Source organism: Thauera terpenica 58Eu, from assembly GCF_000443165.1.
Lineage (GTDB): Bacteria > Pseudomonadota > Gammaproteobacteria > Burkholderiales > Rhodocyclaceae > Thauera > Thauera terpenica.
The window spans coordinates 1-23,210 of sequence record NZ_ATJV01000062.1; the positions used below are offsets into that span (position 1 = coordinate 1).

General features: G+C 63.9%; 21 protein-coding genes and 1 tRNA gene. 9 read left to right on the plus strand and 13 right to left on the minus strand.

The window, feature by feature from the left end; translation table 11 throughout:
- The coding region (locus tag M622_RS39380) for an Ig-like domain-containing protein (RefSeq protein ID WP_157282033.1) at positions 1-861 on the plus strand (861 nt) is incomplete at its 5' end.
- Positions 862-1,035: 174 nt separating this feature from the next.
- Positions 1,036-1,698 (plus strand): PEP-CTERM sorting domain-containing protein, encoded by a 663-nt coding sequence (locus tag M622_RS32465; RefSeq protein WP_021249847.1) that lies wholly within the window; start codon positions 1,036-1,038, stop codon positions 1,696-1,698.
- A gap of 122 nt (positions 1,699-1,820) precedes the next feature.
- Here M622_RS32465 and M622_RS32470 read toward each other — a convergent pair whose 3' ends face one another.
- The 4 genes from M622_RS32470 to M622_RS32485 form a co-directional block, all read right to left on the minus strand.
- Positions 1,821-3,125 (minus strand): sensor domain-containing phosphodiesterase, encoded by a 1,305-nt coding sequence (locus M622_RS32470; protein ID WP_021249848.1) that lies wholly within the window; start codon positions 3,123-3,125, stop codon positions 1,821-1,823.
- Positions 3,126-3,228: 103 nt separating this feature from the next.
- Positions 3,229-4,719 carry a DEAD/DEAH box helicase gene (locus tag M622_RS32475; RefSeq protein WP_021249849.1) on the minus strand — a complete coding sequence of 497 codons (1,491 nt, stop codon included), beginning with the start codon at positions 4,717-4,719 and terminating at the stop codon, positions 3,229-3,231.
- A gap of 136 nt (positions 4,720-4,855) precedes the next feature.
- Entirely contained in the window at positions 4,856-5,950 is a 1,095-nt protein-coding gene (gene rlmM / locus M622_RS32480; RefSeq protein WP_021249850.1) for a 23S rRNA (cytidine(2498)-2'-O)-methyltransferase RlmM, read from the minus strand.
- 139 nt (positions 5,951-6,089) lie between these two features.
- On the minus strand, positions 6,090-6,482 hold the full coding sequence (locus M622_RS32485; RefSeq protein WP_021249851.1) for a hypothetical protein: 393 nt from the start codon (positions 6,480-6,482) through the stop codon (positions 6,090-6,092).
- 227 nt (positions 6,483-6,709) lie between these two features.
- Between M622_RS32485 and M622_RS32490 the strand changes: the two genes are divergently transcribed.
- From M622_RS32490 to M622_RS32500, 3 genes are all read left to right on the plus strand, one after another.
- On the plus strand, positions 6,710-7,984 hold the full coding sequence (locus M622_RS32490) for an extracellular solute-binding protein (RefSeq protein WP_031347046.1): 1,275 nt from the start codon (positions 6,710-6,712) through the stop codon (positions 7,982-7,984).
- A gap of 100 nt (positions 7,985-8,084) precedes the next feature.
- On the plus strand, positions 8,085-9,053 hold the full coding sequence (gene ispB, locus M622_RS32495) for an octaprenyl diphosphate synthase (RefSeq protein ID WP_031347047.1): 969 nt from the start codon (positions 8,085-8,087) through the stop codon (positions 9,051-9,053).
- A gap of 36 nt (positions 9,054-9,089) precedes the next feature.
- A tRNA-Pro gene (locus tag M622_RS32500) sits at positions 9,090-9,166 on the plus strand.
- Between the two features lie 122 nt (positions 9,167-9,288).
- On the opposite strand, the gene M622_RS32505 is transcribed toward M622_RS32500, so the two are convergent.
- Positions 9,289-10,032: a hypothetical protein gene (locus M622_RS32505; RefSeq protein WP_021249855.1), complete on the minus strand. Its 744-nt coding sequence runs from the start codon at positions 10,030-10,032 to the stop codon at positions 9,289-9,291.
- Positions 10,033-10,378: 346 nt separating this feature from the next.
- Between M622_RS32505 and M622_RS32510 the strand changes: the two genes are divergently transcribed.
- Together M622_RS32510 and dinB are read left to right on the plus strand one after the other, a co-directional pair.
- Complete coding sequence (locus tag M622_RS32510) at positions 10,379-11,533, plus strand: cytochrome P450 (RefSeq protein ID WP_021249856.1); 1,155 nt, start codon at positions 10,379-10,381, stop codon at positions 11,531-11,533.
- Between the two features lie 11 nt (positions 11,534-11,544).
- Positions 11,545-12,615: a DNA polymerase IV gene (gene dinB, locus M622_RS32515; RefSeq protein WP_021249857.1), complete on the plus strand. Its 1,071-nt coding sequence runs from the start codon at positions 11,545-11,547 to the stop codon at positions 12,613-12,615.
- Between the two features lie 108 nt (positions 12,616-12,723).
- Here dinB and M622_RS32520 read toward each other — a convergent pair whose 3' ends face one another.
- The gene (locus tag M622_RS32520) at positions 12,724-13,275 is read right to left on the minus strand and encodes a cob(I)yrinic acid a,c-diamide adenosyltransferase (RefSeq protein ID WP_021249858.1); all 552 of its coding nucleotides are present in this window, start codon (positions 13,273-13,275) and stop codon (positions 12,724-12,726) included.
- 164 nt (positions 13,276-13,439) lie between these two features.
- Between M622_RS32520 and alaS the strand changes: the two genes are divergently transcribed.
- A complete protein-coding gene (gene alaS, locus M622_RS32525) occupies positions 13,440-16,130 on the plus strand; it encodes an alanine--tRNA ligase (protein ID WP_021249859.1) in 2,691 nt (896 codons plus the stop codon).
- A 108-nt stretch (positions 16,131-16,238) separates the two neighbouring features.
- On the opposite strand, the gene M622_RS32530 is transcribed toward alaS, so the two are convergent.
- The 4 genes from M622_RS32530 to M622_RS32545 all read right to left on the minus strand — a co-directional run bounded on the left by M622_RS32530 (position 16,239) and on the right by M622_RS32545 (position 20,357).
- Complete coding sequence (locus M622_RS32530; RefSeq protein ID WP_021249860.1) at positions 16,239-17,636, minus strand: phosphomannomutase/phosphoglucomutase; 1,398 nt, start codon at positions 17,634-17,636, stop codon at positions 16,239-16,241.
- Between the two features lie 129 nt (positions 17,637-17,765).
- Entirely contained in the window at positions 17,766-18,698 is a 933-nt protein-coding gene (locus M622_RS32535; protein ID WP_021249861.1) for a 2-hydroxyacid dehydrogenase, read from the minus strand.
- Between the two features lie 7 nt (positions 18,699-18,705).
- The gene (locus M622_RS32540) at positions 18,706-19,473 is read right to left on the minus strand and encodes a class II aldolase/adducin family protein (protein WP_021249862.1); all 768 of its coding nucleotides are present in this window, start codon (positions 19,471-19,473) and stop codon (positions 18,706-18,708) included.
- Positions 19,474-19,517: 44 nt separating this feature from the next.
- Entirely contained in the window at positions 19,518-20,357 is an 840-nt protein-coding gene (locus tag M622_RS32545; RefSeq protein WP_021249863.1) for a TauD/TfdA dioxygenase family protein, read from the minus strand.
- 307 nt (positions 20,358-20,664) lie between these two features.
- Between M622_RS32545 and M622_RS32550 the strand changes: the two genes are divergently transcribed.
- Entirely contained in the window at positions 20,665-21,363 is a 699-nt protein-coding gene (locus M622_RS32550) for a TetR/AcrR family transcriptional regulator (protein WP_021249864.1), read from the plus strand.
- 140 nt (positions 21,364-21,503) lie between these two features.
- Here M622_RS32550 and M622_RS32555 read toward each other — a convergent pair whose 3' ends face one another.
- The 3 genes from M622_RS32555 to M622_RS32560 all read right to left on the minus strand — a co-directional run bounded on the left by M622_RS32555 (position 21,504) and on the right by M622_RS32560 (position 23,175).
- Positions 21,504-21,938, minus strand: a complete 435-nt coding sequence (locus tag M622_RS32555) for a YybH family protein (RefSeq protein ID WP_021249865.1) — start codon at positions 21,936-21,938, stop codon at positions 21,504-21,506.
- Between the two features lie 90 nt (positions 21,939-22,028).
- The gene (locus tag M622_RS39720) at positions 22,029-22,229 is read right to left on the minus strand and encodes a zinc-finger domain-containing protein (protein ID WP_084520748.1); all 201 of its coding nucleotides are present in this window, start codon (positions 22,227-22,229) and stop codon (positions 22,029-22,031) included.
- 25 nt (positions 22,230-22,254) lie between these two features.
- Positions 22,255-23,175, minus strand: coding sequence for a branched-chain amino acid transaminase (locus tag M622_RS32560; RefSeq protein WP_031347052.1), 921 nt, complete (start codon positions 23,173-23,175; stop codon positions 22,255-22,257).
- Between the last annotated feature and the right edge of the window lie 35 nt (positions 23,176-23,210).

Below are 23,210 nucleotides of genomic sequence, written 5' to 3' on the forward strand. Positions count from 1 at the left end.
GACGGCGACGCGCTGCAGGTGCTGAGCTTCGAGGCGCCGGCCAACGGCACGCTGAATGTGGTCACCGACGGCTCCTTCACCTACACCCCGAATGCCGGTTTCGTGGGCAGCGAGGTGCTGACTTATACGGTGAGTGACGGCATCACGACGGTAAGCGGGGAGTTCACGATCAATGTGACGTCTGTTGTCGAGCCGACGATCATCCACCTCGGTGATGCGAGCGGGATTGCCTCGCCGGGCAATCCTTATGTATGGGCGCCGTTCTGGAGTGATGCGGACGTCAGCATCACACACAAGGCCGCTTATGCGAATTCTGCTGAGGCCTGGACATCGGTACTGTTGACCGGCTCCGGTTCCGCCCTGCTCGCCGGTGGCGACCTCAACGGGGGCGATCTCGGTGTGAGCGGACGAGCGCTGGCGAGCAGCGCCGTCGCGCAGGAAATCTCGGGGACTGAAGCATTGCGCTTCGACCTCGAGAACCCGGCTGTGCGTGCAACGGTGGATCTGACCCGGCTATTCGTCGCCGACGACGGTAACGGCTCCGGCTTCGTGGAGGCGGGGCGTCTGCAGGCACTCGACGCGCAAGGAAATGTGGTTGCCGAGCTCAGTTTCGCGGCCGATCGTACCGATGGCACCAAGAGCGTGACCCTGTCCCATGCGGCTGGCTTCAGTTCGCTGGTCCTCACCGCGGGTGCTTATGCGGGCAATGACTTCGTATTCGGCGCCTATGCTGCGGGTGATGGTAGCTTCGCGGCTGCACCGTATTACGACACCAGCTGGCACGGTAGTGACTTCCTGGTGGACTCGGTCGAATTCGAGCTCGCGGCGCTGGTCGGTGTCACGCCGGGTTCGGGAGGCTGAGCGTGGCCGCCCCCCGTAGCCGTGATTCAGTTCGCGGGTACGGGGTGTCGGGCTTTTTTACAGCACTCACGACCTTATTATCTAAGCTGTTGATTTTTGATAAATAAATTTCAGGCATCGTTATTGCTTTGTTCCACTCGATGGCAATCCGTTTCTGAGATCAGGGGTGATTCAATGACTACGATTCTGGGCAGCAGAAAACTGATTCTGGGTGGTGCGCTCTCTGCCGTCCTCATGTTGGGTGCAGGAGCGGCGGGGGCTGCGGTCCTTTATCCTCAAGCGCCTTTGCAAGGGGGCACTTCCTACTACGCCACGCCTACGATCGGACAGCAACTCGCCGATAACTTCACCTTGTCATTCACTTCGGATATCGAACAGATCTCGTGGTGGGGTGGCTATGATTCCAATTACGATGTGGGAGACGACAGTTTCCGCGTCCGCCTGTACGAAAACGTCGTGGGCGCTGGCAGCGTGCTTCACGAGTTCGCTTCGATGGCGGTGGCGCGAACCAGTACGGCGCTTTTCGATTCCGTCCAGAACGGGATCTACAAATACACGTTTGCGCTGCCTGCTCCCGTTCAGATGGGCGTCGGTTCGTATTTCCTGTTCGTGGAGAATCTCGGTTCGTCCGACTGGATCTGGCTGAGCAGCGCAACCGGTGACGCCTCCTTTGTTTACCGTGCGGCGGAGGGGAGCAATTGGACGGGGTCCGTAGCTGATCTGGCCATGGAGATCGAGGGAAGCAGGGTGACCACCCAGGTTTCTGAGCCCGGCACCCTCGCGCTGCTCGGACTCGCCGGTATCGGTGGCCTGCTCGCGCGCCGTCGGCGTCGTTGATGTGTTGCGGCCGACTGCCAAGCGGTCGGCTGCTTCGCCGCACGCGCACTTCCCTTTCCTGTCTGTTCAAGCCGCTTGTCGATAGTTTTGATCGAGCCTGGCGTGAGCGCTGAACTCAGCGCTCACGCTGAGCGCACGAAGCGCGAAAACTCCTGAGCCGTCATCGGCTGGCCAAATAGCGGGCCTTGCTGCAGGTGGCAGTCGAGTGCGCAGAGAAAGTCACGCTGCGCGGGGGATTCGACGCCGCGCGCAAACACTTCCAGACCCAGGCTTGTGGCGAGGCGGGTGACGGCCTCGACGATGGCCTCGCTGTCTTCATCGTGACCCACGCCGCGCACCAGCTCTGGATCAAGCTTGATCGCCTTCAAGGGATAGCGCCGAAGTCTAGGTATCGAAGACAGGCCGCGGCCAAAATCATCGATGGCGAGACGAACACCCATTGCACTCAGCGCCTTCAACGTGGCCAGCAGTTGCGGGCTGTCGCTCTCGAGCACCCTCTCGTCGAGGTCGAGTTCGAGACATGCGGGCGCGAGTGCGCTGTCTTCCAGCACGAGGCGCACGCACTCTGCAAAATCACCCTGCAGCAGCTGCTCGGTGGCGATGTTGACCGTGAGCCTCACCCCTCCCGCTGCCGGCGTTTCGCCGCTCAGCCAGGTGCGGGCACTGCGGCAGGCGCTGTTGAGTGTCCAGTCGCCGAGCTGGGCGATGAGTTGGGGGTCGTCAATCGAGCTCTTGAAGCGTCCGAACGGCAGCTCGCCCAGGGTCGGGTGCCGCCAGCGCAGCAAGGCCTCTCCCGCACGCAGACGCTTCGAGCGGGTGTCTACCAGGGGCTGGAAGTGCAGGCTGAGATCGTTGTTGGCGAGCGCCTGACGCAAGCCGGTCTCGAAGCCGTCTGCGCCAGCCTCATGCCACGCCGCGGCATCGAACAGGCTGCCCGGGCGCTTGAGGACGCGCCCGCCGGGATCAAGATGGGCGGCGAAGGGTGAATCCGCTGTGTCGACGCGCGCCGGGCTGCGCGCGAGGCTGTTGCTGACCGGGCTGAGCACCAGCGCATGGATGCCGGGGCGCAGCCTGGGGGCGCATACGACCTTGAGCTCGCGCGTCTCGCCGCTGGGCAGCTTGAAGCAAAGCTGGCTATGGCGCTCGGCCTGGATCAGGAGTCGGGCGCGAGCGTCGAGGAATGTCTTTTCGTCGGCAAACAGCGTGGCCAGCGAGCGCCCCGCCAAGTGGCGATAGTCGCGCTCCAGCAAGCGACAGGCGGCGCTGTTGGCGTCGAGGATGAGCTCGTCGCCGGTGATGATGAGCCCTTCCTCGATGAGCTCGAGCAGGGCCAGATAGACCCCGGTTTCAGCGCCTTCCGACAGGTCGGCGATGAAGGGTTCGAGCGCAGAAGAAGGCAGGCCGGGCGGTCGTCCAGGAGTATTCACGGTAGGCGGTTCGTGCGCTTGTCAGAGCCAGGTGTACGGCATTGCCGGAAGAGTACTTGATCTCGCCTTGCCGCCGCGGGCGGAATAGGTCCTGAACAGTGACCTATTTCCGCCCCAGGCCGCCGAGCAGTACGGCGATGGGACGCTGTTGCCGGCGTAGTAGGTCCGGCTTGGTACTGGCGGCGAGGGTGGGCTGAACGTCGGTGACCGCTGCGGGCAGCTGGGCGGAGGTCGGTTGATAGGGTTTGGTGAAGTCGAAGCCGTCCGCTGCCACCGTGGAGCGCTGGCGGCCACGGGCGGTGGGTGCCGAGGACTGGCGTGGGGCGGTGGAGCGCGGCGGCCGTGCAGTTTCGGCTGCGGTTGCAGGTGGAGTCGCAGACGGGCTTGCAGATGAGGCAGCAGCTCCCGAGCGGCGACCACGCGAACGGCTGCCCGCTTCGAAAAACTCGGGCTCGGGATCGAAACCGGGAACGACTTCCTGCGGAATTTCGAGCTTGATCAGCTTCTGAATCTCGGCCAGCCAGTGCTTTTCTTCGGTGCACACCAGCGATATCGCGTTGCCTGGATGACCGGCGCGGCCGGTGCGCCCGATGCGGTGAACGTAGTCTTCTGCGGTGTGCGGCAGTTCGAAGTTGATGACGTAAGGGAGTTCGTCAATATCGAGGCCGCGCGCGGCGACGTCAGTCGCCACCAGCACGCGCAAGCGCCCCTGCTTGAATGATTCCAGCGTTTCGGTGCGCTGTTGCTGGCTCTTGTCGCCATGGATGGCGTCGGCGGAGATGCCGCTGCGCTCGAGAAAGTGGGCAAGGCGTCCGCACAAGATCTTGGTGTCGACGAATACCAGCGCCTGGGTGTCGGGGCGGTGGCGCAGCAAGTGGGCAAGCAGGTTGCGCTTCATGCCCGACGACACCGGGTGCACCACGTGGGTGATCGTCTCTGACACCATGTTGCGGCGCGCGACTTCGATCAGTTGCGGGCTCTTCAGCATCTGGTCGGCGAGCCTCTTGATCTCCTCCGAGAAGGTGGCGGAGAACAGCAGGCTCTGACGCTTGGCCGGCAGCAGCGCGAGGATGCGCTTGATGTCGGGGATGAAGCCCATGTCGAGCATGCGGTCGGCCTCGTCCAGCACCAGGACTTCGACCTGACTGAGGTTGATCGACTTCTGTTCGACGTGGTCGAGCAAGCGGCCCGGGGTGGCGATGACGACTTCGATGCCACGGCGCAATTCCATCTGCTGCGCCCTGATGTCCACCCCGCCGTAAATGCACACCGCGCGCAAGGGTAGATGCTTGCTGTAGGTCTTGACCGACTCGTACACCTGCATGGCCAGCTCGCGCGTGGGCGCCAGAATGAGCGCGCGCGTCTGGTGTCGGGCCGGCGAGGTGCTGGTGCTGGCGTGGCGGGCGATGCGGTGCAGCAGCGGCAGGGTGAAGCCGGCCGTCTTGCCGGTGCCGGTCTGAGCGCCGCCCAGGACGTCCTGGCCCGCGATGACGATCGGGATGGCCTGGCGCTGAATGGGCGTAGGCTCGGTGTAGCCGGCGTCGGTGACGGCTTGGAGCAGTTCGGGAATGAGGCCGAGGTCGGCGAAACTCATGGGCGCCTTTGTGTTGAATGGGGTCGACAGCCGACCGCCAGATTGCGAAACGCCAAATTATACACCCCACGCAAAAACCTTTTGGCGACAGGGGCTTCGGCCAGCTCGGCCGGGGTTGCGGCCGGCGTGTACGGACTCAGCGCCTGAGGGTGAGGAAGGCGGTCACTTCTTCGCGGTCGTGGTACAGGTGCTTGATGCGCAGGTCGTAGGGGCCAACGCTCTTGAGGCGCTTGCGGATCAGCTCGCGGCATTGCTCCACCGCCTCGAGCCGGCGCTTCATGGGTAGCTTGAGGTTGAAGATGGTGTAGCGACAGCGCCCGCTTCCGATCCAGTCGGCCATCAGCGAAGCGATGCGCGAGGGTTGCTCGACCATGTCGCACACCATCCAGTCCACCGGGCGTTGCGGTCGCCAGGTGAAGCCGTCGGCTTTCAGATGCTGGACCATCTCGGTGGCCATCACCGTGTCGCGCATGGGGCCGTTGTCGATGGCGGTGACGCGCAGGCCGCGGCCCACGAGTTGCCAGGTCCAGCCACCCGGTGCAGCGCCGAGGTCGACCGCGCGTTGTCCGGCACGCAGGATGGTGTCGCGCTCGCCCTCTTCGAGCAGGATCATGAAGGCTTCAGCGAGCTTCATCGTCGAGCGGCTGGGGGCGTTCGACGGCATGCGCAGTCGCGGAATACCCATCGGCCAGGTCGAGCACTGGCCGCTTTCGCCGGCCATGAGCCAGGCGGTGTTCGCGTCGGTGAACAGAACATGCAATACGGGCAGTCCGGTACGGCTGCTGCGCAGACAGCCAGCTTTTTCCAGGGCGGTGCTGAGCGGCTCGGTAAAGCGCTTGCAAAAGCCTGAGCGTTGCTTGGCTTCGTCGGTGTCGGGCGTTTCCAGCAGTACGCTGGAGAAGCGCTGTCCGGAGGCTTTTACCGCAGCCACGATGGGCGTGGCGCGATCCCGCTCGGGCAGCTTGTCGACGCGCGCAAACCACGGCAGCAATTGCCGGGCGAAGCACGGGCGCCGCCAGTCGGTGGCAGCGCCGAAGCTGCCGAGCGGGGTTGGCTCGAAGGTTTCAAAGACGGCATAGCCGGTGTTGGGTTCGGCGCGGACGAATCCGAGCAGGCCGGCTTCGACCGCGAGGTCGTCAATCTCGCCAGCCAGTTCTTTTTCAAAGCCAGCACGGCAATAGCCGATCAGGCCGGAACTGAGGAGTCCGGCGGCGGGCGTGGGTTGATTCATCGGCGAGAGGCGGTGTGCGCTAAAGATGATGGGGCCTGTCACAGACAGGCGAGAGCGCCGATGATAAGCCCGAGTGCCTTGTCAGGCGAGCAGACTGTGATCTGGCGCCCTGGCAGGACAGCGCCGAAGCCACGGTCCCTCAGTGCGTCGCAGCGGGTGCGGGAGCCGTTTTCGCGGCTTCGGGCGTAGTGTCCGGGCTCTTGACGGACGTGGCGGGTGGCGCGCCGGGTACAAGGCGGGACGGCACGGTGTCGAGTTTGTGCTCCATCATGTAGTCGTTCATGTCGCGCCAGCCGGCAAACACCGAGGCTTTCTCGGCCGTCGGGTTGAGGGTGTAGCAGTCCTCGAGCGAGCGCCCGGCGTGACGGCAGGCGCCACCTATGGCGCGCCCTTCAGCCTCCTTGATGGCATGCTCGCGCGCCGGGTTGGGAATCTCCAGCAGTTCGCTCAGCATGTCGCAGCCGCCCGCCAGCGGCAGTGCGGCAACGAGTAGCAAGCGGGCGAGCAGGGCAGCAAGGCTGGGTTTGGTCATGGCGAGGGGGTGGGGCTGGCAGATGTGCAGATCTTAACGGCATCGCAGGCCAGACCTTGAAGTTGTGCCTGGCCTATGTGGGGTGCAAGGTGACGCGCTGGAGTGCGGGGCAGGCTCCAGTTCCAGGGCGGCGTTACATATCGTACTGCCCGCACAGGATGACGCATCCTATAATCCAGAGGCTGGTCGGAGCCCCCGCCCTTTTCTTTCCACCTCGCGTCAACTTCATGAATATAAAGTGCTTCAAGACTGCCGCTGCGGTCATTTCCATTTTTTCTGTTGGCGTGTTGAGCCCGGCTGCGCACGCAGCCCCTGCGGCTGCCACTGCCGAGCAGCAGATCCAGCTCTACCATGGTTTGCCTCCAGCCCGGGCGGCGGCGCTGGTGGATGTCGTCGATCGCTTCAATGCGCAGGAAAAAGGCATCAAGGTGGTGTTGTCCGACAAGGACTGGCACACGGGATCGCCACACCTGCTCATCCTCGAGGGTGAGGACGAAGACAACTTTGTGGCCGGTACGCCGCGCTACAAGGCGCTCCATGTGCTGATGAAGGAGGCCGGTGTGCCTCTGCAAACCTTGCGCCCGCCGGCGATGATGACGCGTACCCCGGTGGACGCGAAGGGGCGTCTGCTGGCCTTGCCGGTGGGGCTGTCGACGCCGGTGCTGTTTCTGAATCGCAACGCGCTGCGTCAGGCCGGCATCAACCCGGAAGCCCCCACAGTAGGGACCTGGTTCGAGCTGCAGGAAACGCTGGGACGTCTGGCCGATACCGGTCATACCTGTCCCTACACCGTCTCCGAGCCCGGTCGCGTCATGGTCGAGAACCTCAGTGCCTGGCACAACGAGCCGGTCGCGACCGCACACGGCAAGACCATGGCGCCCTCGTTCAACGGCATGTTTCAGGTCAAGCACGTGGCAATGATGGCGAGTTGGGCGCGGGCCCGATATCTGCACATGTTTGATCAGCGCAACGAAGCCGAGCAGCGCTTCGCCGCGGGCGAGTGCGCGGTGATTGCTGCGCCGTCGGCAAGCTGGGCGGAGTTTCGCCGTCAGGGCAAGGTCGATGTGGCGGTGATGCGCCTGCCCTACCATGAGGACTTTCCGGGGGCGCCGCAAAACACCATCGCTGATGGCCCGGCGCTATGGGCGGCGGCAGGCAAGAAGCCGGCCGAGTACAAGGCGGTCGCGCGCTTCATCAGCTTCTGGCTGCAGCCGGAGAATCAGGTGGCCTGGCAGCGCGAGACCGGCTATCTGCCCTTGAATCGCGCCGGCTTGCTGGCTTCGCGCAGTGAGCTGCTCGGCGACGATCTCGAAAACGTGCGGGTGGCGGTCGATCAATTGACCAACAAGCCGACCACGGCCGATTCTGCAGCCCAGCCCGTCGTCGAGCGCGAAAGCGTGCGGCGCATCCTGGATGAGGAGCTCGCCGGTGTGTGGTCGGATCAGAAGGCGGCCAAGGAGGCGCTGGACAATGCGGTGACGCGCGCCACGGTCACCAAATAGGCATGCGCTGCACGCCAATGGAGGGCAGGGTGGAGGCGCAGCTTGACGCGGGTCGACGCAGGCGCCTAACATCCGCACTTTTTCCGCCAGCGTGAGCGCCTTGTCCGTCAAGCAGCTTTTTGCGCCGATCGCCGCCGACATGCATGCGGTGGATGCGGTCATTCGCGACCGCCTTTATTCCGACGTGGTGCTGATCCGTCAGGTGGCGGAATACATCATCCACAGTGGCGGCAAGCGCCTGCGTCCTGCCCTCGTGCTGTTTACTGCGGGCGCCATGGGCTACCAGGGGACGCAACATCAGGAACTGGCTGCGGTGGTGGAGTTCATCCACACCGCGACCTTGTTGCATGACGACGTGGTGGACGAGTCCGATCTGCGTCGCGGCAGCAAGACCGCCAACGCCATCTTCGGCAGCGCCGCATCGGTGCTGGTGGGCGACTTTCTCTACTCGCGCGCATTTCAGATGATGGTCGGGGTGGACGACATGCGCGTGATGCGCGTGCTGGCCGACGCCACCAACGTCATCGCCGAGGGCGAGGTTCTGCAACTGCTCAACTGTCACAACGCGGATGTCGTGATCGACGATTATCTGCGCGTGATCCGCTACAAGACGGCGAAGCTGTTCGAGGCTGCGTCGCGACTCGGCGGCATTCTTGGCGGAGCCGACGAGGCGCTCGAAAACCGCCTTGCGGCCTTTGGCATGCATCTGGGGACCGCCTTTCAGCTTATCGACGACGTGCTCGACTATTCGGCCGAGGAGTCCGCCACCGGGAAGCATCTGGGTGACGACCTGGCCGAAGGCAAGCCGACCCTGCCGTTGATCCACGTCATGCAGCATGGCTCGCCTGCGCAGGCGGCGCTCGTGCGCGGTGCGATCGAGAGTGGCGGGCGCGATGATTTTGCCGCCGTTCTGGCCGCGATCCAGCACACCGGCGCGCTCGAAGAGACGCGCCGCTACGCTCAGGCCGAGGCCAGTCTGGCGATCGCGGCAATTTCGGATTTGCCCCCTTCCATTTTCAAGGACGCGCTGCTAGAATTGTCGCACTTTGCAGTTGAGCGAAATCACTGATATATTGGTAGGCTTCGCAAAAAAAGTAAAAAGTGTCGGGGAATAGCTCAGCCTGGTAGAGCACTGCGTTCGGGACGCAGGGGCCGGAGGTTCGAATCCTCTTTCCCCGACCAATAAATACCGAAAGAGCCCAAGTGGATCAGCCGCTTGGGCTTTTTTGTGCCCGGCTTCAATGAACCAGCCTGAGGCTGCGGTCTCACGGTCGACCGGCAGCGGACATGCTTCGGTCCGATCCTTACTTCCTGCTCTTCGCGCGTTCAATGGCCTCAGATTCCCGGTTGTTGGGGGAGACATCGATGGCGGTCGATTTGAGCGTCTTTGCGTCGAACTCGACCTTGATGTCGTAGCTGGTATCACCCTTCACGACTTCCATTTCCAGAGTGTCGGCGGCGGCGTCATTGACCGCGGTGACTGTGTAGCCCATTTTATGGAGCACGGCCGGGTAATAGCTGCGGTCGTGCCCGATGCCGAGTTCCCTTTCGACGGCTGGCTTCTCCTCTGCCCAGGCCTTGCTGCGCACGCGATCGCTGACTTCGTGCGCGTTCGCGGTGACTGAGGTCGGATAGGTGTAGCGATAGTTCTCGTCCTTCAGCGCTTCGCGAGTGGCCCTGGCCTTCCAGAGGTTGGGCGCGACATTGATGAAAGTGGAGACGCCGTTCTTGAAGTCCACCTGCACCTCATAGGAATCGCCGGCCTTGATGATCTCGTACTCGAGATAGTCGGGGTCATCTCTATTGACTGAAGTGATGTGATAGCCAAGATTTTCGAGTGTCTGGCGGTAGTAGGCTCGGTCTTTGCCGGTGCCGAGTTCTTCTGCAAGCTGAGCCCGGGTATGCCTCAGCTGTGCCACATGGGCCTGCCTTTCCTCAAGCAACGGTTTCTGGACCAGATCGGGCTTTACGCTATCCGCCGCGAAGGCTGCGGCGGGGGCAAGGGTGCTGCCCAGCAAGGCGATCAGAGTCAAGGTTGGCATTTTCATCGTGATCCTCCCTTCGGTGGGGCTGGATAGGTGCTTGCAGGGCCTTTCTGTCGGGCGAAGCAATCGTTTTGTGGACGGCAAGGGCACCCCGCACTGGGTTGAGCGCGCAGCGAACCCTCAATCCATTCTAGTTGAATGCTGCGGCCTTATCTGTCAGCTGTCAGCCGGAATCGTTTGTCACTGTCAGGTGGGCTTGAGGCAGATCAAACAGAGTCGGGCAGCGGCCGTGCTATGAGTGGCCGCTGTGATGCGGTCGAGGCCTGCGAGGCCTGCGAGGCCTGCGAGGCCTGCTTGTGCGGCGCCGTCGACGCGTCGGGTCTTGCTCACCAATGACTGAGGAAACGCGATGAGCCCAACAAAACCCGCCGACTGGGATCCCAGGTCGGCAGAAGTTCTGGACGATCAGATTGCCGCTTACGACGCGATGCGCCAGCGCTGTCCGGTCGCCCATAGCGATTATCTGTGGTGGTCAGTGTTTCGCCACGAAGATGTCAAGCGCGTGCTTGAAGACCACGCCAGCTTCAGCAATGCGGCCTCGAATCATCTGTCGATACCGAATGCCATGGATCCGCCGGAGCACACGCCCTATCGGAAGATCATCGAGGCCTATTTCACCCCTGAGCACATGCAGGCGTTCGAGCCGACCTGCAGGGAGATCGCCGATGCGCTGGTCGCCGAGCAGCGGCGCGGCGATCCCCTTGAGCTGATGTCCGCTTTCGCGCGGCCTTTCGCGCTGCGCATTCAGTGCGCCTTCATGGGCTGGCCTGGTGCCTTGCATGCGCCCTTGGGTGACTGGATGGTGAACAACCACGCCGCGACGCTGGCGGGTGATCGGGCGGCGATGGCGCAGATCGCTGTCGAGTTCGATGGCCACATCAAGCAACAGCTCGTCGTGCGCCGTGACGCCGGCGAACGGGCGCCGGACGATGTCACCACGCGCCTGGTGCGCGAGCACATCAATGGTCGGCCGCTGAGTGATGAGGAGATCGTCAGCATCGTGCGTAACTGGACGGTCGGCGAGCTGGGCACGATCGCGGCGAGTCTGGGCATCCTCGTGCACTACCTCGCGGTGCATCCTGCGCTGCAGGCGGAACTGCGTCAGCAGCCTGAAAATCTGCCCGATGCCATCGATGAGATCCTGCGTATTCACGCGCCACTGATCGCCAACCGCCGCGTCACCACCTGTCCGGTCGAACTCGGCGGGCGCAAGATCGACGCGGGTGAGCGCCTGACCCTGATCTGGGCTGCGGCCAATCGTGATGAAGCGGTGTTCGGCGATCCTGATGTGTTCGACCCCGAGCGCAATCGCGATCACAACCTGCTCTACGGCGCCGGCGTGCATGTCTGCCCGGGCGCGCCACTGGCACGGCTGGAACTGCGCTTGCTCATGGAGTCGCTGCTCGCGAACACGCGCGAGATCACGCTTGAGGCTGAACCCGCACCCGAGCGCGCACGCTTCCCGGCGAGCGGCTTTTCATCCTTGACGGTGCGTTTGAACTGACTCAGGCGGCGATGCGCAAGATCATCCACTGCGACTGTGATTGTTTTTATGCCTCGGTCGAGATGCGCGATGAGCCCAGTCTTGTCGGGCACCCAGTGGCGGTCGGTGGACGTGCGCAAACGCGCGGCGTGATCGCAGCCTGCAATTACGAGGCGCGCGCCTTCGGTGTGCATTCGGCGATGTCCACCGCGCGCGCCCTGCAGCTGTGCCCCAGGCTCATCCTGTTGCCGCCCGACTTCGAGCGTTATCGCGCGGCATCGCGTCAGATCCTCGACATCTATCGTGACTACACGCCCCTGGTCGAGCCCCTGTCGCTGGATGAGGCCTACCTCGACGTCACCGGGGTGGAGCGCTGCCGGGGGTCCGCGACCTTGATGGCGCAGGAGATACGTGGGCGCATCCTTGCTGAGGTCGGCATCACCGCGTCAGCCGGGATCGCACCCAACAAGTTCATCGCCAAGGTCGCCAGCGACTGGAACAAGCCCAACGGTCAGTTCGCGGTCAGACCGGAAGAGGTCGATGCCTTCGTTGCCGCGCTGCCGGTGAAGAAGATCTTTGGCGTCGGCAAGGTCACCGCCGCCAGATTGCAGGGCCGTGGCGTGCATACCTGCGCTGACCTGCGGGCCTGGAGTGTTGCCGAGCTGACGCAGGCCTTCGGCAGCTTCGGCGCCAGCCTGTACCGCTTGTGCCGTGGCGTGGACGAGCGTGCAGTACGCCCTGATCGCGCGCGCAAGTCGCTCTCGGTGGAGACCACCTATGTCACCGATCTGCCTGATCTGGCCGCCTGTCAGGCGGCATTGCCGGCCCTGATTGCGGAGTTCCGCACGCGCTTCGGGCGCGCGCGCGAAGCGCGTGCGGTGCACAAGGCGGTGGTGAAGATCAAGTTCTCGGACTTCACCCAGACCACGGCCGAATGTGTTGCGCAGGCACCGGATGATGGCGTGTGGCAGGCGCTGCTGGGCAGTGCCTACGCGCGCAAGGCGCGGCCGGTTCGGCTGCTGGGCGTGGGTGTGCGCTTCGTCGACGCGGAGCAGCCCGCACCGGCGGCGACGCAGTTTGCCTTGTTCGAGATGCCGCAGTGACTTGCAGGGGCGATGAAACAGGCCCTCCGCTTGCGGACAGCCTGTCAGCGCTCAATCAGCCGCGCCCGCAGCTTGCGCGTGCCGGGGGCGCAACGCTGCGGTGGTGCTTCAGGCGTTCTTGTTTTTCTGCCACAGCACGTCATCGCGCCCGCCCGCGCGGTTGAGCACGCGACCGAGCACGAACAGCAGGTCGGACAAGCGGTTCAGGTATTGGCGCGGGCTGTCATTGACCGCCTCTTCCAGGGCCAGTGCAACCAGCGCACGTTCGGCGCGGCGGCACACGGTGCGCGCGTGATGAGCATAGGCGGCAGCGCGGGTGCCGCCGGGGAGGATGAAGTCCTTGAGCGGCTCGAGCGGCTCGTTGAAGCGGTCGAGTTCGTTCTCGAGATGGGTCACCTGCTTGTCGGTGATCATGCTCATGCCCGGAATGCACACCTCGCCACCGAGGTCGAACAAGTCGTGCTGCACGTTGGTCAGCAGGCTGCGCACGTCGTCTGGCATTTCTTCGCACAGCAGCAGGCCGACGATGGCGTTGGTTTCGTCCACCTCGCCGAGCGCGTGGATGCGCAGGCTGTTCTTGGAGACGCGCTTGCCGTCACCCAGGCCGGTGGTGCCGGCGTCGCCGGTACGGGTGTAGATTTTGGAGAGGCGATTACCCATGGTGTGCTCGTGTCCCGTGGTTGGTTAACGTTCGCGTCAATTATAGGCGAAGGTCTGTGGCGTGCGGGCGCCAGATGAGGCGCTTAAGCTCATGATAAACTTGCGAATTAGCCCACAACGCAGCCGCAGCGCGGGCCTCCTGTCCAAAAACATCGCCAACGCCCATGAAATCCGCCGAAATTCGCGACGCCTTCCTCAAGTTCTTTGAATCCAAGGGTCACCAGATCGTGAGCTCAAGCTCGCTGGTGCCGCACGATGACCCGACGCTGCTATTCACCAACGCCGGGATGAACCAGTTCAAGGACGTCTTCCTTGGCTTCGACAAGCGGACCTACACCCGCGCCACCACCGCGCAGAAATGCGTGCGTGCCGGTGGCAAGCACAATGACCTCGAGAACGTCGGCTATACCGCACGCCACCACACCTTCTTCGAGATGCTGGGCAACTTCAGCTTCGGGGATTACTTCAAGCGCGACGCCATCGCCTACGCCTGGGAGCTGCTGACCGAAGTCTTCAAGCTGCAGAAGGACAGGCTGTGGATCACCGTCTATGCCGAGGACGACGAGGCCTTCGACATCTGGACGCGGGAAGTGGGCGTGCCGGCCGAGCGCGTGATCCGCATCGGCGACAACAAGGGTGGGCGCTACGCCTCGGACAATTTCTGGATGATGGGCGACACCGGCCCCTGCGGTCCGTGCACGGAAGTGTTCTACGACCATGGTGAGCATATCTGGGGCGGCCTTCCAGGTTCGCCCGAGGAGGACGGTGACCGCTTCATCGAAATCTGGAACAACGTGTTCATGCAGTTCAACCGCGACGAGCAGGGCGTGATGCATCCGCTGCCCAAGCCCTCGGTGGACACCGGCATGGGCCTGGAGCGCATCTCGGCGGTGCTGCAGGGCGTGCATGCCAACTACGAGATCGACCTGTTCCAGGCGCTGATCACTGCCGCGGCGCGTGAAACCTCGGACGCCGACCTGGCGTCGCCGTCCCTGAGAGTGCTGGCCGATCACATCCGTGCCTGTGCCTTCCTGATCGCCGATGGCGTGATCCCGGGCAACGAAGGGCGCGGTTACGTGTTGCGTCGCATCATCCGCCGTGCCATCCGCCACGGTTACAAGCTCGGTGCGCGCGCCGCCTTCTTTTACAAGATGGTGCCCGACCTGGTGGCCGAGATGGGCAGCGCCTACCCTGAACTCGTGAGCGGTGAACGTCGCATCAGCGACACCCTGCGCCAGGAGGAAGAGCGCTTCTTCGCCACCATTGAAAATGGCATGGCCATCCTCGAAGACGAGATCAAGGCCCTTAAAAAGCCACCCACTCAGCACATCATTAACGCCGGCGTTGGTGCGAGTAGCGTAGTTGGTGAGCCAGTTCTGGTGTTCAACGGTGAAACCGCCTTCAAGCTGCACGACACCTTCGGTTTCCCGCTCGACCTCACTGCAGATGTCTGCCGTGAACACGGAGTGTCGGTCGATACCGTTGCCTTCGACGCGGCAATGGCGCGGCAGAAGGAGCAGGCGCGCGCCGCCGGCAAGTTCAAGATGGCGACCAGCCTCGAATACGACGGTGCGCAGACCGTCTTTCGCGGCTATGAGGTGCTGGAAGACAAGGGCAGCATCCTCGCCCTCTACAAGGATGGCGCAGCGGTCAATGAGCTGCTAGAAGGCGAGATGGGTGTGGTGGTGCTCGACAACACCCCCTTCTATGCCGAATCGGGTGGTCAGGTGGGCGATCAGGGCGAACTGCGTGCCGCAGCGGGCATCTTCGGCGTGGAAGACACGCAGAAGATCCAGGCGACGGTGTTCGGCCACCACGGCGTGGTGCGCACCGGCAAGCTGGTGCTTGGCGAGAGCGTGAATGCCCGTGTGGATGTGGCAGCGCGCGCCGCTACCGCGCGCAACCACTCGGTGACCCACCTCATGCACAAGGCGCTGCGTGAGGTGCTGGGCGCCCACGTGCAACAGAAAGGCTCGCTGGTGGACGCCGACAAGACGCGCTTCGACTTCACCCACGCAGCGGCGCTGACGGCCGAGGATATCCGCGAGGTCGAAGAGCTGGTGAACCGCGAGATCCTCGCCAACTCCGCGGTCACGGCCGAGGTGATGGCGCTCGAGGAGGCGCAGAAGTCGGGCGCGATGATGTTGTTCGGCGAGAAATACGCCGACGAGGTGCGCGTGCTGGCGATCGGCAGCTCCAAGGAATTGTGCGGTGGCACCCACGTCGCGCGCACCGGCGACATCGGCTTGTTCAAGGTGCTGAGCGAGGGCGGTGTCGCCGCCGGCGTGCGCCGTATCGAGGCCATCACCGGCACCAACGCGCTGCGTTACACGCAGGAACAGGAGCGCCGGGTGCAGGGCATTTCGGCGCTGCTGAAGGTGCAGGCCGACGAAGTGGCGGAGCGGGTTGCCGGCATTCTCGACAACGTGCGTGCGCTGGAAAAGGAGCTGGCGCGGCTCAAGAGCAAGCTCGCCGCCAGCCAGGGTGATGATCTGTTGAGCCAGGCCGTTGAGGTCAAGGGGCCTGCAGGTGGCCACATCCAGGTGCTTGCCGCGATGCTCGAAGGCGCCGATGCGGGGACGCTGCGCGAAACCATGGACAAGCTCAAGGACAAGCTGAAGTCCGCGGCAGTGGTGCTTGCCACTGTGGCCGACGGCAAGGTGGCGCTGATCGCCGGTGTGACCGCGGACCAGACCGCCAAGGTCAAGGCCGGTGAGTTGGTGAACTTCGTCGCCCAGCACGTGGGTGGCAAGGGCGGCGGGCGTGCCGACATGGCCCAGGCCGGCGGCAACCAGCCCGAACAGCTGCCGGCCGCACTGGCGGCCGTACAGGCGTGGGTGGCTGCAAAGCTCTGATCCACCCGCTGCGGCGAACCGCCACCGCAGCGAAAATCACGCTCCAGACGTGATCTTGCCCGCCTCAGCGTTCACAGCGCTGCAGGCGGGCAAGGCGTTTGTGGGCGCTCAGAAAGGCAGGCTCAGGCCTGGCCAGACCGCATCGATCGCGCTGCGAAATGTGGCTTGAATGCGGGCGAGTGCAGCCTCGTCATCGGCTTCGAAGCGCAGCACGACCACCGGCGTGGTGTTCGACGGCCGCGCCAGGCCGAAGCCGTCGGCGTATTCGCTGCGCACGCCGTCGATCGTGATCACTTCCTCGGCGGCGAAAAAGTGGGTGCAGGCTTTGAGGCGCTGCACCAGCTCGAAAGGCTCGCCCTCGTTCATCGCCAGATTGAGTTCCGGCGTGCTGACCGCGTTGGGCAGTGCCTTCAGCGCGGCATTGGCGTCGGCACCGGCAGACAGGATCTCGAGCAGGCGCGCGCCCGCATACAGGCCATCGTCAAAACCGAACCAGCGCTCCTTGAAGAACATGTGGCCGCTCATCTCGCCCGCGAGCGGGGCGCCGGTTTCCTTGAGCTTGGCCTTCACCAGGGCGTGGCCGGTGTTCCACATCGTCGGCTTGCCGCCGCGGGCGCGTATCCATGGCGCCAGATTGCGCGTGCACTTGACGTCGAAAATGATCTCGCCACCCGGCACCCGGCTCAGCACGTCCTCGGCGAAGAGCATGAGCTGGCGGTCGGGATAGATGATCTCGCCGTCCTTGGTCACCACACCGAGGCGGTCACCGTCGCCATCGAAGGCCAGGCCGAGTTCGGCGTCGGTGTCGTGCAGGGCGCGGATCACGTCCTGCAGGTTCTCGGGCTTGGAGGGGTCGGGGTGGTGGTTGGGGAACTTGCCGTCGACCTCGCAGAACAGCTCGAGCACTTCGCAGCCCAGACGACGGAACAGCTCGGGCGCGATGCCACCGGTAACACCGTTGCCGCAGTCGATGACGATCTTCATCGGCCGTGACAGCTTCACGTCTGCGACGATGCGCTCGATGTAAGCGCCATCGACTTCGGCGCTGCGCAGATTCCCGGGCGTGCTCGCGTGCACGAGATCATTGTCGGCGATGCGACGGCGCAGCGCCTGAATCATGTCGCCGTAGAGGGTCTGGCCGCCGAGCACCATCTTGAGGCCGTTGTAGTCGGGCGGATTGTGGCTGCCGGTGACCGACACGCAGGAGTTGCAGCCGAGTTCATGGGCGGCAAAGTAGCTCACTGGCGTGGGTACGCAGCCGATGTCGATGACATCGACGCCGGCGGCGCGGATGCCGTCGGCCAGTGCCGTGGCCAGGGCGGGCCCGGACAAGCGGCCATCGCGGCCGACCGCGATCGCCTGCTGCCCACGTGTGACGGCTTCGGAGCCGAGTGCGTGGCCGATTGCGCGCACGGCGGCTGGCGTCAGCACCGTGTCGACGATGCCGCGGATGTCATAGGCCTTGAAAATTTCAGGGGCGGGCGTGGCGTGCGGATGCGGGGGCATAAGGCAGGGAGCGTGAAGTGGACGAAAGCCGGCATTCTATGCCGAGCCGGCTTTTGTCGTTCGCGCACCTGTTCACAGCCCGGCGCGGGCCGGGTTGTGATCTGCGCCCTGCGAGGGCTGAATGTGTGCTCAGCTCACCGGTGTCGGCACGGGCAGGCCGTCGAAATGTGCGGCCAGATTGGTGAAGGTGAGATCGAACATGGCGTGCACGGTGGCGTCGGTGGTGCTTGCCATGTGCGGCGTCAGCACCACGTTGTCGAGCGCCAGCAGGCCTTGTGCGAGCTGAGGCTCATGGCAGAACACGTCCAGGCCGGCAGCCAGAATCCTGCGCTCCTGCAGCGCCTGTATCAGCGCCTCCTCGTCGATGATGGCGCCACGCGCAATATTGACCAGCACGCCCGTCGGCCCCAGCGCATCGAGCACGGCGGCGTCGATCAGCGCGCGCGTGGCCTCGCCGCCGCTGGCGCACACCACCAGGAAGTCGACCTCGGCCGCCAGGCTGCGCGCATCGCTGCACCAGCGATAGGGAACGTCAGCTTTGGGTGTGCGCCCGGTGTAGGCGATGTCCATGCCAAAGGCCAGCGCGCGTGTTGCCACCGCGCGGCCGATGCGTCCCAGCCCGACAATGCCCAGACGAGCGCCTGATACGCGCCGCGTCATCGGGTAACGCCCGCTCGCCCACTCCCCACAGCGCACGAAGCGGTCGGCCTTGACCACCTCACGCGCGGCCGCGAGCAGCAGCGCGAGCGCGAAGTCCGCAATGTCCTCGGTCGACAGGCCAGGGGTGTGAGTCACGCACACGCCATGCTCACGCGCGGCGGCGAGGTCGATGCCGTCGTAGCCGACCCCGAGCACTGAAATGATCTCGAGCGCGGGCAGGCGCGTGATGAGCTCGCGCCCGACGACGGACTCGCCGCTGGCGACCATGCCGCGCAGCCGCGGCGCCAGCGCCTCCAGGCCGGCGCTGTCGAGCTGGGCGAGCTCATGGCAATCGAAACGCTCGCGCAGCCGACTGCCCAGGGCTTCGGGCAGGCGGCAGACCAGCAACACTGCAGGTTTCATCGTTCAATCATTCCAGCACGCTGGGGTCGCGGCGGATTTCGTCCCTGGCCATGGCTTCCCACAGGAAGGGAAAGCCGCTGGCGTCGGTGCGCTGTCCGGTGGCTTGCGCAACGGCTGCGGGCAAGGGCACGCCACCGCCGAGCAGATTGACCCGCCACGCCATGCGGCAGCGCCACTCCAGCGTGATCGCGCGCAGGTGTGCCTGGCGAATGCCGTTGGCCACCACCAGGACACCGTGGTTGGCCAGCAAGGCCCACTTGTGCTCACCGAGTGCGTCCGCGGCCGCACGGCCCAGTTCGCTGTCTTCCACCGTGCCGCGGTACTCGTCGTAGCACACCGGATCGGTGTCGACCAGGGCCGAGGTCTGGTCGTAGATGGGGGGGACGCGCCCCACCGCCGACCACACCGAGCCCCACTCGGAATGGTTGTGAATCACCACGCTGACATCATGGCGGGCGCTATGAACATCGATGTGCAGGTTGATGGCGGGGGTGATGTTCCATTCGCCTTCGATGATCTTGCCTTGCGCGTCCAGGCGCAGGATGTCGGACCCTTTCACTTCGGCCCAGGTGAGCTCCCAGGGGTTGGCGAGGTAAGTGCCGTCTTCCTGGCGCAGCGTGATGTGGCCAGCGATGTGGTCGTTGTAGCCCTCGCGGTGCAGCACTCGGCACAGCAGGGCAACTTGCTGCTGTGGCGTCAGGCTGGGCAGCAGCGCATGGCGGCCCGGCCGGGGAGCATAGCGGGCCAGTATTTGGGGATCCACGTCATTCATCATTGATATCATCTCCTTTTGCAGCAAAAGCGATCAGGTGCGCCAGCTCACGCGGGCGAGGTCTCACGCGCAAATACCGAGGCGCGGTGCATGCGGCGCTGGTGCGGTCTGTAGTCCAGAATGGCGTTGTGGATCACGCTGCGATTGTCCCACAGCACCATGTCACCGACCGTCCAGCGGTGGCGGTAGACGAACTGGACGTGCTGGCAGTGCGCATGCAGATAGGCCAGGATGGCGTCGCTTTCGGCCGGTGCCAGACCGTCGATGTGCGTGGTGTAGGTCGGGCTGATGTAGAGCGCCTTGCGGCCGGTGATCGGGTGCGTGGTGACCATGGGATGCAGGTGGCGCTTGCCCATCTTGATGACTTCGAGATAGCGGTCGTGGGTCACGACGCCCTGGCGCAGGGCCGCCGTCATCGGGCCGTTCATGTCGTGCCAGGCATGCAGGCCGTCGAGGTACTGCTTCATGCGCTCGGACAGTGCGTCATAGGCTGTCGTCATGCTGATCCAGCAGGTGTCGCCCCCACAGGGAGGCAGGATCTTGGCCTGTGTCATGGTGACGATGGGCGCGCTGGGCAGAAAGCTCTCGTCGTGATGCCACATGTCGGCGCGATCGCCGAGCTTGGAGTCGATCAGCGTGATCTGTTCGTAGCCCGCACCCAGGTTGGGGTAAAAGGTGTGAACCTCCGCTTCGCCAAAGTGGTTTGCGATCGCCAGATGTTGGTCAGGGGTCAGCTCGGGCACATGCAGCACGAGTGCTTCGTGCTTGACGAGTGCAGCTTCGAGCGCCTGCAGCGTTTCGGGCAGGAACACGTCGGCGAGATTGAGATCAAGCACCTCGGCGCCAATTGCGGGGCCGAGCGGACGGACATTAAAGGGTGAGGGCACAACAGTCTCCTGATGGGTTTGCAGTCTTTGCGATCAATGGCCAAGCGACTCGGAATAAGCCGCGCCGCGCGCCTTCAAGCACGGGCAGGTCAGCTTTGATGCTCTTCTCGGCTGCTGACTTTATTTTGCCTTTTTGATCAACATCAATGCCGCGTCAAGGCGTTTTACAATGACGAGATCAAGTATATGAACACCGCCCTGGTTGCGATAGTCGCTTTGCCGGGCCATGAGTCAACTGGTCAAGCCCATGATCTGATTGAAGAAATCGGATCAAGCTGCACCTCGGGAGCCCAGCGCTCGCATTTTCATGTCCAATAGACGCAAGCCACCCTCTTCTGAATCCTGGCCCGCGCCCGGGCAACTTCCCAGCCTGCGCAAGCGCCCCAATCAGTCGCGCTCGCGCGCGCTGGTTGACGCCGTGGCGCAGGCTTGTCTGCAGATCCTCGACGAAGCGGGCGACGAGGGGCTCACCGTCGCCCGCATTGCGGAGGTTTCAGGCGCCGCCGTTGGCTCCATCTATCAATACTTCCCCAGCAAGGACGCCATCGTTGCCATGCTCTATGAGCGTGTGCTCGACGAGGAGTCCGAGCAGCTGCTGCTGGTGCGCGAGGATGTGGTTCGCATGCCTCTTGCGGCGGCCCTGCGCGAGATTCTGGCCAACATCATTCGTGTCGAGTTGCGGCTGTTCAAGTTGAACCAGAGCTTTCATTTGCGCCACCACGCGGCCCTGCATCTGGGGATGTGGCGCGGCCCGTACCAAACCGCGAACGAGTTCATCGAGGCCACCTGGCTGCCCTTGCTGAAAATGCGTGCGCACGAGATCAGTACGCCGCATCCGGAATTGGCCGCGTACATGCTCGGGCAGGGGTTGCGCGGCGTGATGCGCTCGGTACTGCAGGACATTCCGCAGCAGTTCGAATCACCCGCCTTCCTCGACAGTCTGGTCGCCATGGCCCTCGGCTGCCTGCGCCCGCAGGAGCCAGGCGATGGGCAAGAGGATGCTTGAGGCTCGCCCCCTGGACAGGAGTTCCGGTCTGCAGTGCCTGCATGGCGTAAATCGTGGCTTCGCTCCCGGGGAGGCTTCATGACCCGCAGTCACGGGCGTGGTGAAGCGCGGCGCCAAGGGCTGGCGCCATCCTTCACCTCCTAGTGCACCACGCGTGGTGACAAGGCGCCGAAGTCGCTGTCGTCCGGCACCACTGAGGCGTGATGCATGACCATGCGCCAACCGCTGGCGCCGTGCATGTAGATGTTGGTGGCGGCGATTGCGGGTGCGCGCAGGGATTGGCCTTCGAGGCGGATATTCTCGAACACGCTGTGCATCGCCATCATCGCATTGCTGCTCACAACCGCCTGCGTGACGTCGATCCTGAGGTGGGCGGCGCTCGACAGCATCTGCCGCCAGACTTCGCGCACCGACTCGAGACCGACAATGCGCGGACCGCCCGGGTGGATGCAGACCACCTCTTGCTCGTCGGACCACACTGACATCATGGCGTCGAGGTCAGAATGGGTGAGCGCTTCGTAGAAGGCCGCTTCAGCTGCGGCCGCGGAAGTGTAGTTGGGTTTTTTTGAGCTCATGTTCCGGCAAAAAAAGGGGGCCAGATACCTGTGTATTGGCCCCCGTGTGTTCGCCGGCTGCACAAGATCCGGCGCTTTGAAGTCACGACTTCAGTGGTGGCCCTTGGGGTGCGCACCTGTAAAGACGTAATGCGCGCTGCAGTAAGGGCAAACAGCCTCGCCCGTTTTCAGTACATCGAGAAACACGCGCGGATGGCGGGCCCACAGCGGCGCGCTCGGAGGCGGGCAATGCAGCGGGAGGTCCTTGGCGGTGACGACGACAGCCTGGGTTTTGTCAGTATTTTCAACCATGAATCAAATCCTCGAGACGTGGAGATCAGACGTAGGAGAGCCAGTTTTCGTATTCCGGTGCGCGACCATTGACGGCGTCAAAGAAGCGTGCCTGTATCCTGGCGGTGATCGGGCCGCGCCGGCCTTCACCGATGTCGCGGTCGTCGAGTTCGCGAATCGGCGTGACCTCGGCGGCAGTGCCGGTGAAGAAGGCTTCGTCGGCGAGGTAGATGTCGTCGCGTGTCAGGCGCTTGGCGTGGACTTCGTAGCCGAGGTCGCGGGCGATGGTGATCACCGAGTCGCGGGTGATGCCGGTCAGCGCCGAGGCAATCTCGGGCTCGAAGACCTTGCCATCCTTGATCACGAAGAGGTTCTCGCCCGCGCCTTCGGCGACGAAGCCCTGGTTGTCGAGCAGCAGGGCTTCGTCGTAGCCCTGCTTGGTCACTTCGAGGTTGGCGAGGATGGAGTTGGGGTAGGTGCCTGAGAGCTTGGCGCGCGGCATCGTCGAGTTGACGTGGTGGCGCGTGTAGGACGAGGTCTTGACGCGGATGCCTTTTTCCAGGCCTTCCTCGCCCAGGTAGGCGCCCCACGGCCAGGCCGCGATGGCGACGTGCACGGTGGCGCCGCGCGTGGAGATGCCCATCTTTTCCGAGCCGTAGAAGGCCAGCGGACGCAGGTAGCAGGACTCGAGCTTGTTGGCGCGCACGACCTCCTTCTGGGCCTCCATGAGTTCATCCTTCGAGTAGGGGATGTCCATCATGTAGATCTTGGCGGAGTTGAGCAGGCGCTGGGTGTGCTCGGCGAGGCGGAAGATGGCCGTGCCCTTGGCCGTGTTGTACGCGCGCACACCTTCGAAGACGGCCAGCCCATAGTGCAGGGAATGGGTCAGCACGTGGGTGGTGGCGTCGCGCCACGGGACGAGCTTGCCGTCTTGCCAGATGAAACCGTCGCGGTCAGCCATGGACATGATTTTGTTCTCCACCTCAGAAAGTTGATTCGACG

Bases quoted from the DNA above. Each gene is read 5' to 3' on its own strand.
- M622_RS32465 (WP_021249847.1), top strand. From the start codon at position 1,036: ATGACTACGATTCTGGGCAGCAGAAAACTGATTCTGGGTGGTGCGCTC.
- M622_RS32475 (WP_021249849.1), bottom strand. From the start codon at position 4,719: ATGAGTTTCGCCGACCTCGGCCTCATTCCCGAACTGCTCCAAGCCGTC.
- rlmM (WP_021249850.1), bottom strand. From the start codon at position 5,950: ATGAATCAACCCACGCCCGCCGCCGGACTCCTCAGTTCCGGCCTGATC.
- M622_RS32485 (WP_021249851.1), bottom strand. From the start codon at position 6,482: ATGACCAAACCCAGCCTTGCTGCCCTGCTCGCCCGCTTGCTACTCGTT.
- M622_RS32490 (WP_031347046.1), top strand. From the start codon at position 6,710: ATGAATATAAAGTGCTTCAAGACTGCCGCTGCGGTCATTTCCATTTTT.
- M622_RS32505 (WP_021249855.1), bottom strand. From the start codon at position 10,032: ATGAAAATGCCAACCTTGACTCTGATCGCCTTGCTGGGCAGCACCCTT.
- M622_RS32510 (WP_021249856.1), top strand. From the start codon at position 10,379: ATGAGCCCAACAAAACCCGCCGACTGGGATCCCAGGTCGGCAGAAGTT.
- dinB (WP_021249857.1), top strand. From the start codon at position 11,545: ATGCGCAAGATCATCCACTGCGACTGTGATTGTTTTTATGCCTCGGTC.
- M622_RS32520 (WP_021249858.1), bottom strand. From the start codon at position 13,275: ATGGGTAATCGCCTCTCCAAAATCTACACCCGTACCGGCGACGCCGGC.
- alaS (WP_021249859.1), top strand. From the start codon at position 13,440: ATGAAATCCGCCGAAATTCGCGACGCCTTCCTCAAGTTCTTTGAATCC.
- M622_RS32530 (WP_021249860.1), bottom strand. From the start codon at position 17,636: ATGCCCCCGCATCCGCACGCCACGCCCGCCCCTGAAATTTTCAAGGCC.
- M622_RS32535 (WP_021249861.1), bottom strand. From the start codon at position 18,698: ATGAAACCTGCAGTGTTGCTGGTCTGCCGCCTGCCCGAAGCCCTGGGC.
- M622_RS32540 (WP_021249862.1), bottom strand. From the start codon at position 19,473: ATGATGAATGACGTGGATCCCCAAATACTGGCCCGCTATGCTCCCCGG.
- M622_RS32550 (WP_021249864.1), top strand. From the start codon at position 20,665: ATGTCCAATAGACGCAAGCCACCCTCTTCTGAATCCTGGCCCGCGCCC.
- M622_RS32555 (WP_021249865.1), bottom strand. From the start codon at position 21,938: ATGAGCTCAAAAAAACCCAACTACACTTCCGCGGCCGCAGCTGAAGCG.
- M622_RS39720 (WP_084520748.1), bottom strand. From the start codon at position 22,229: ATGGTTGAAAATACTGACAAAACCCAGGCTGTCGTCGTCACCGCCAAG.
- M622_RS32560 (WP_031347052.1), bottom strand. From the start codon at position 23,175: ATGTCCATGGCTGACCGCGACGGTTTCATCTGGCAAGACGGCAAGCTC.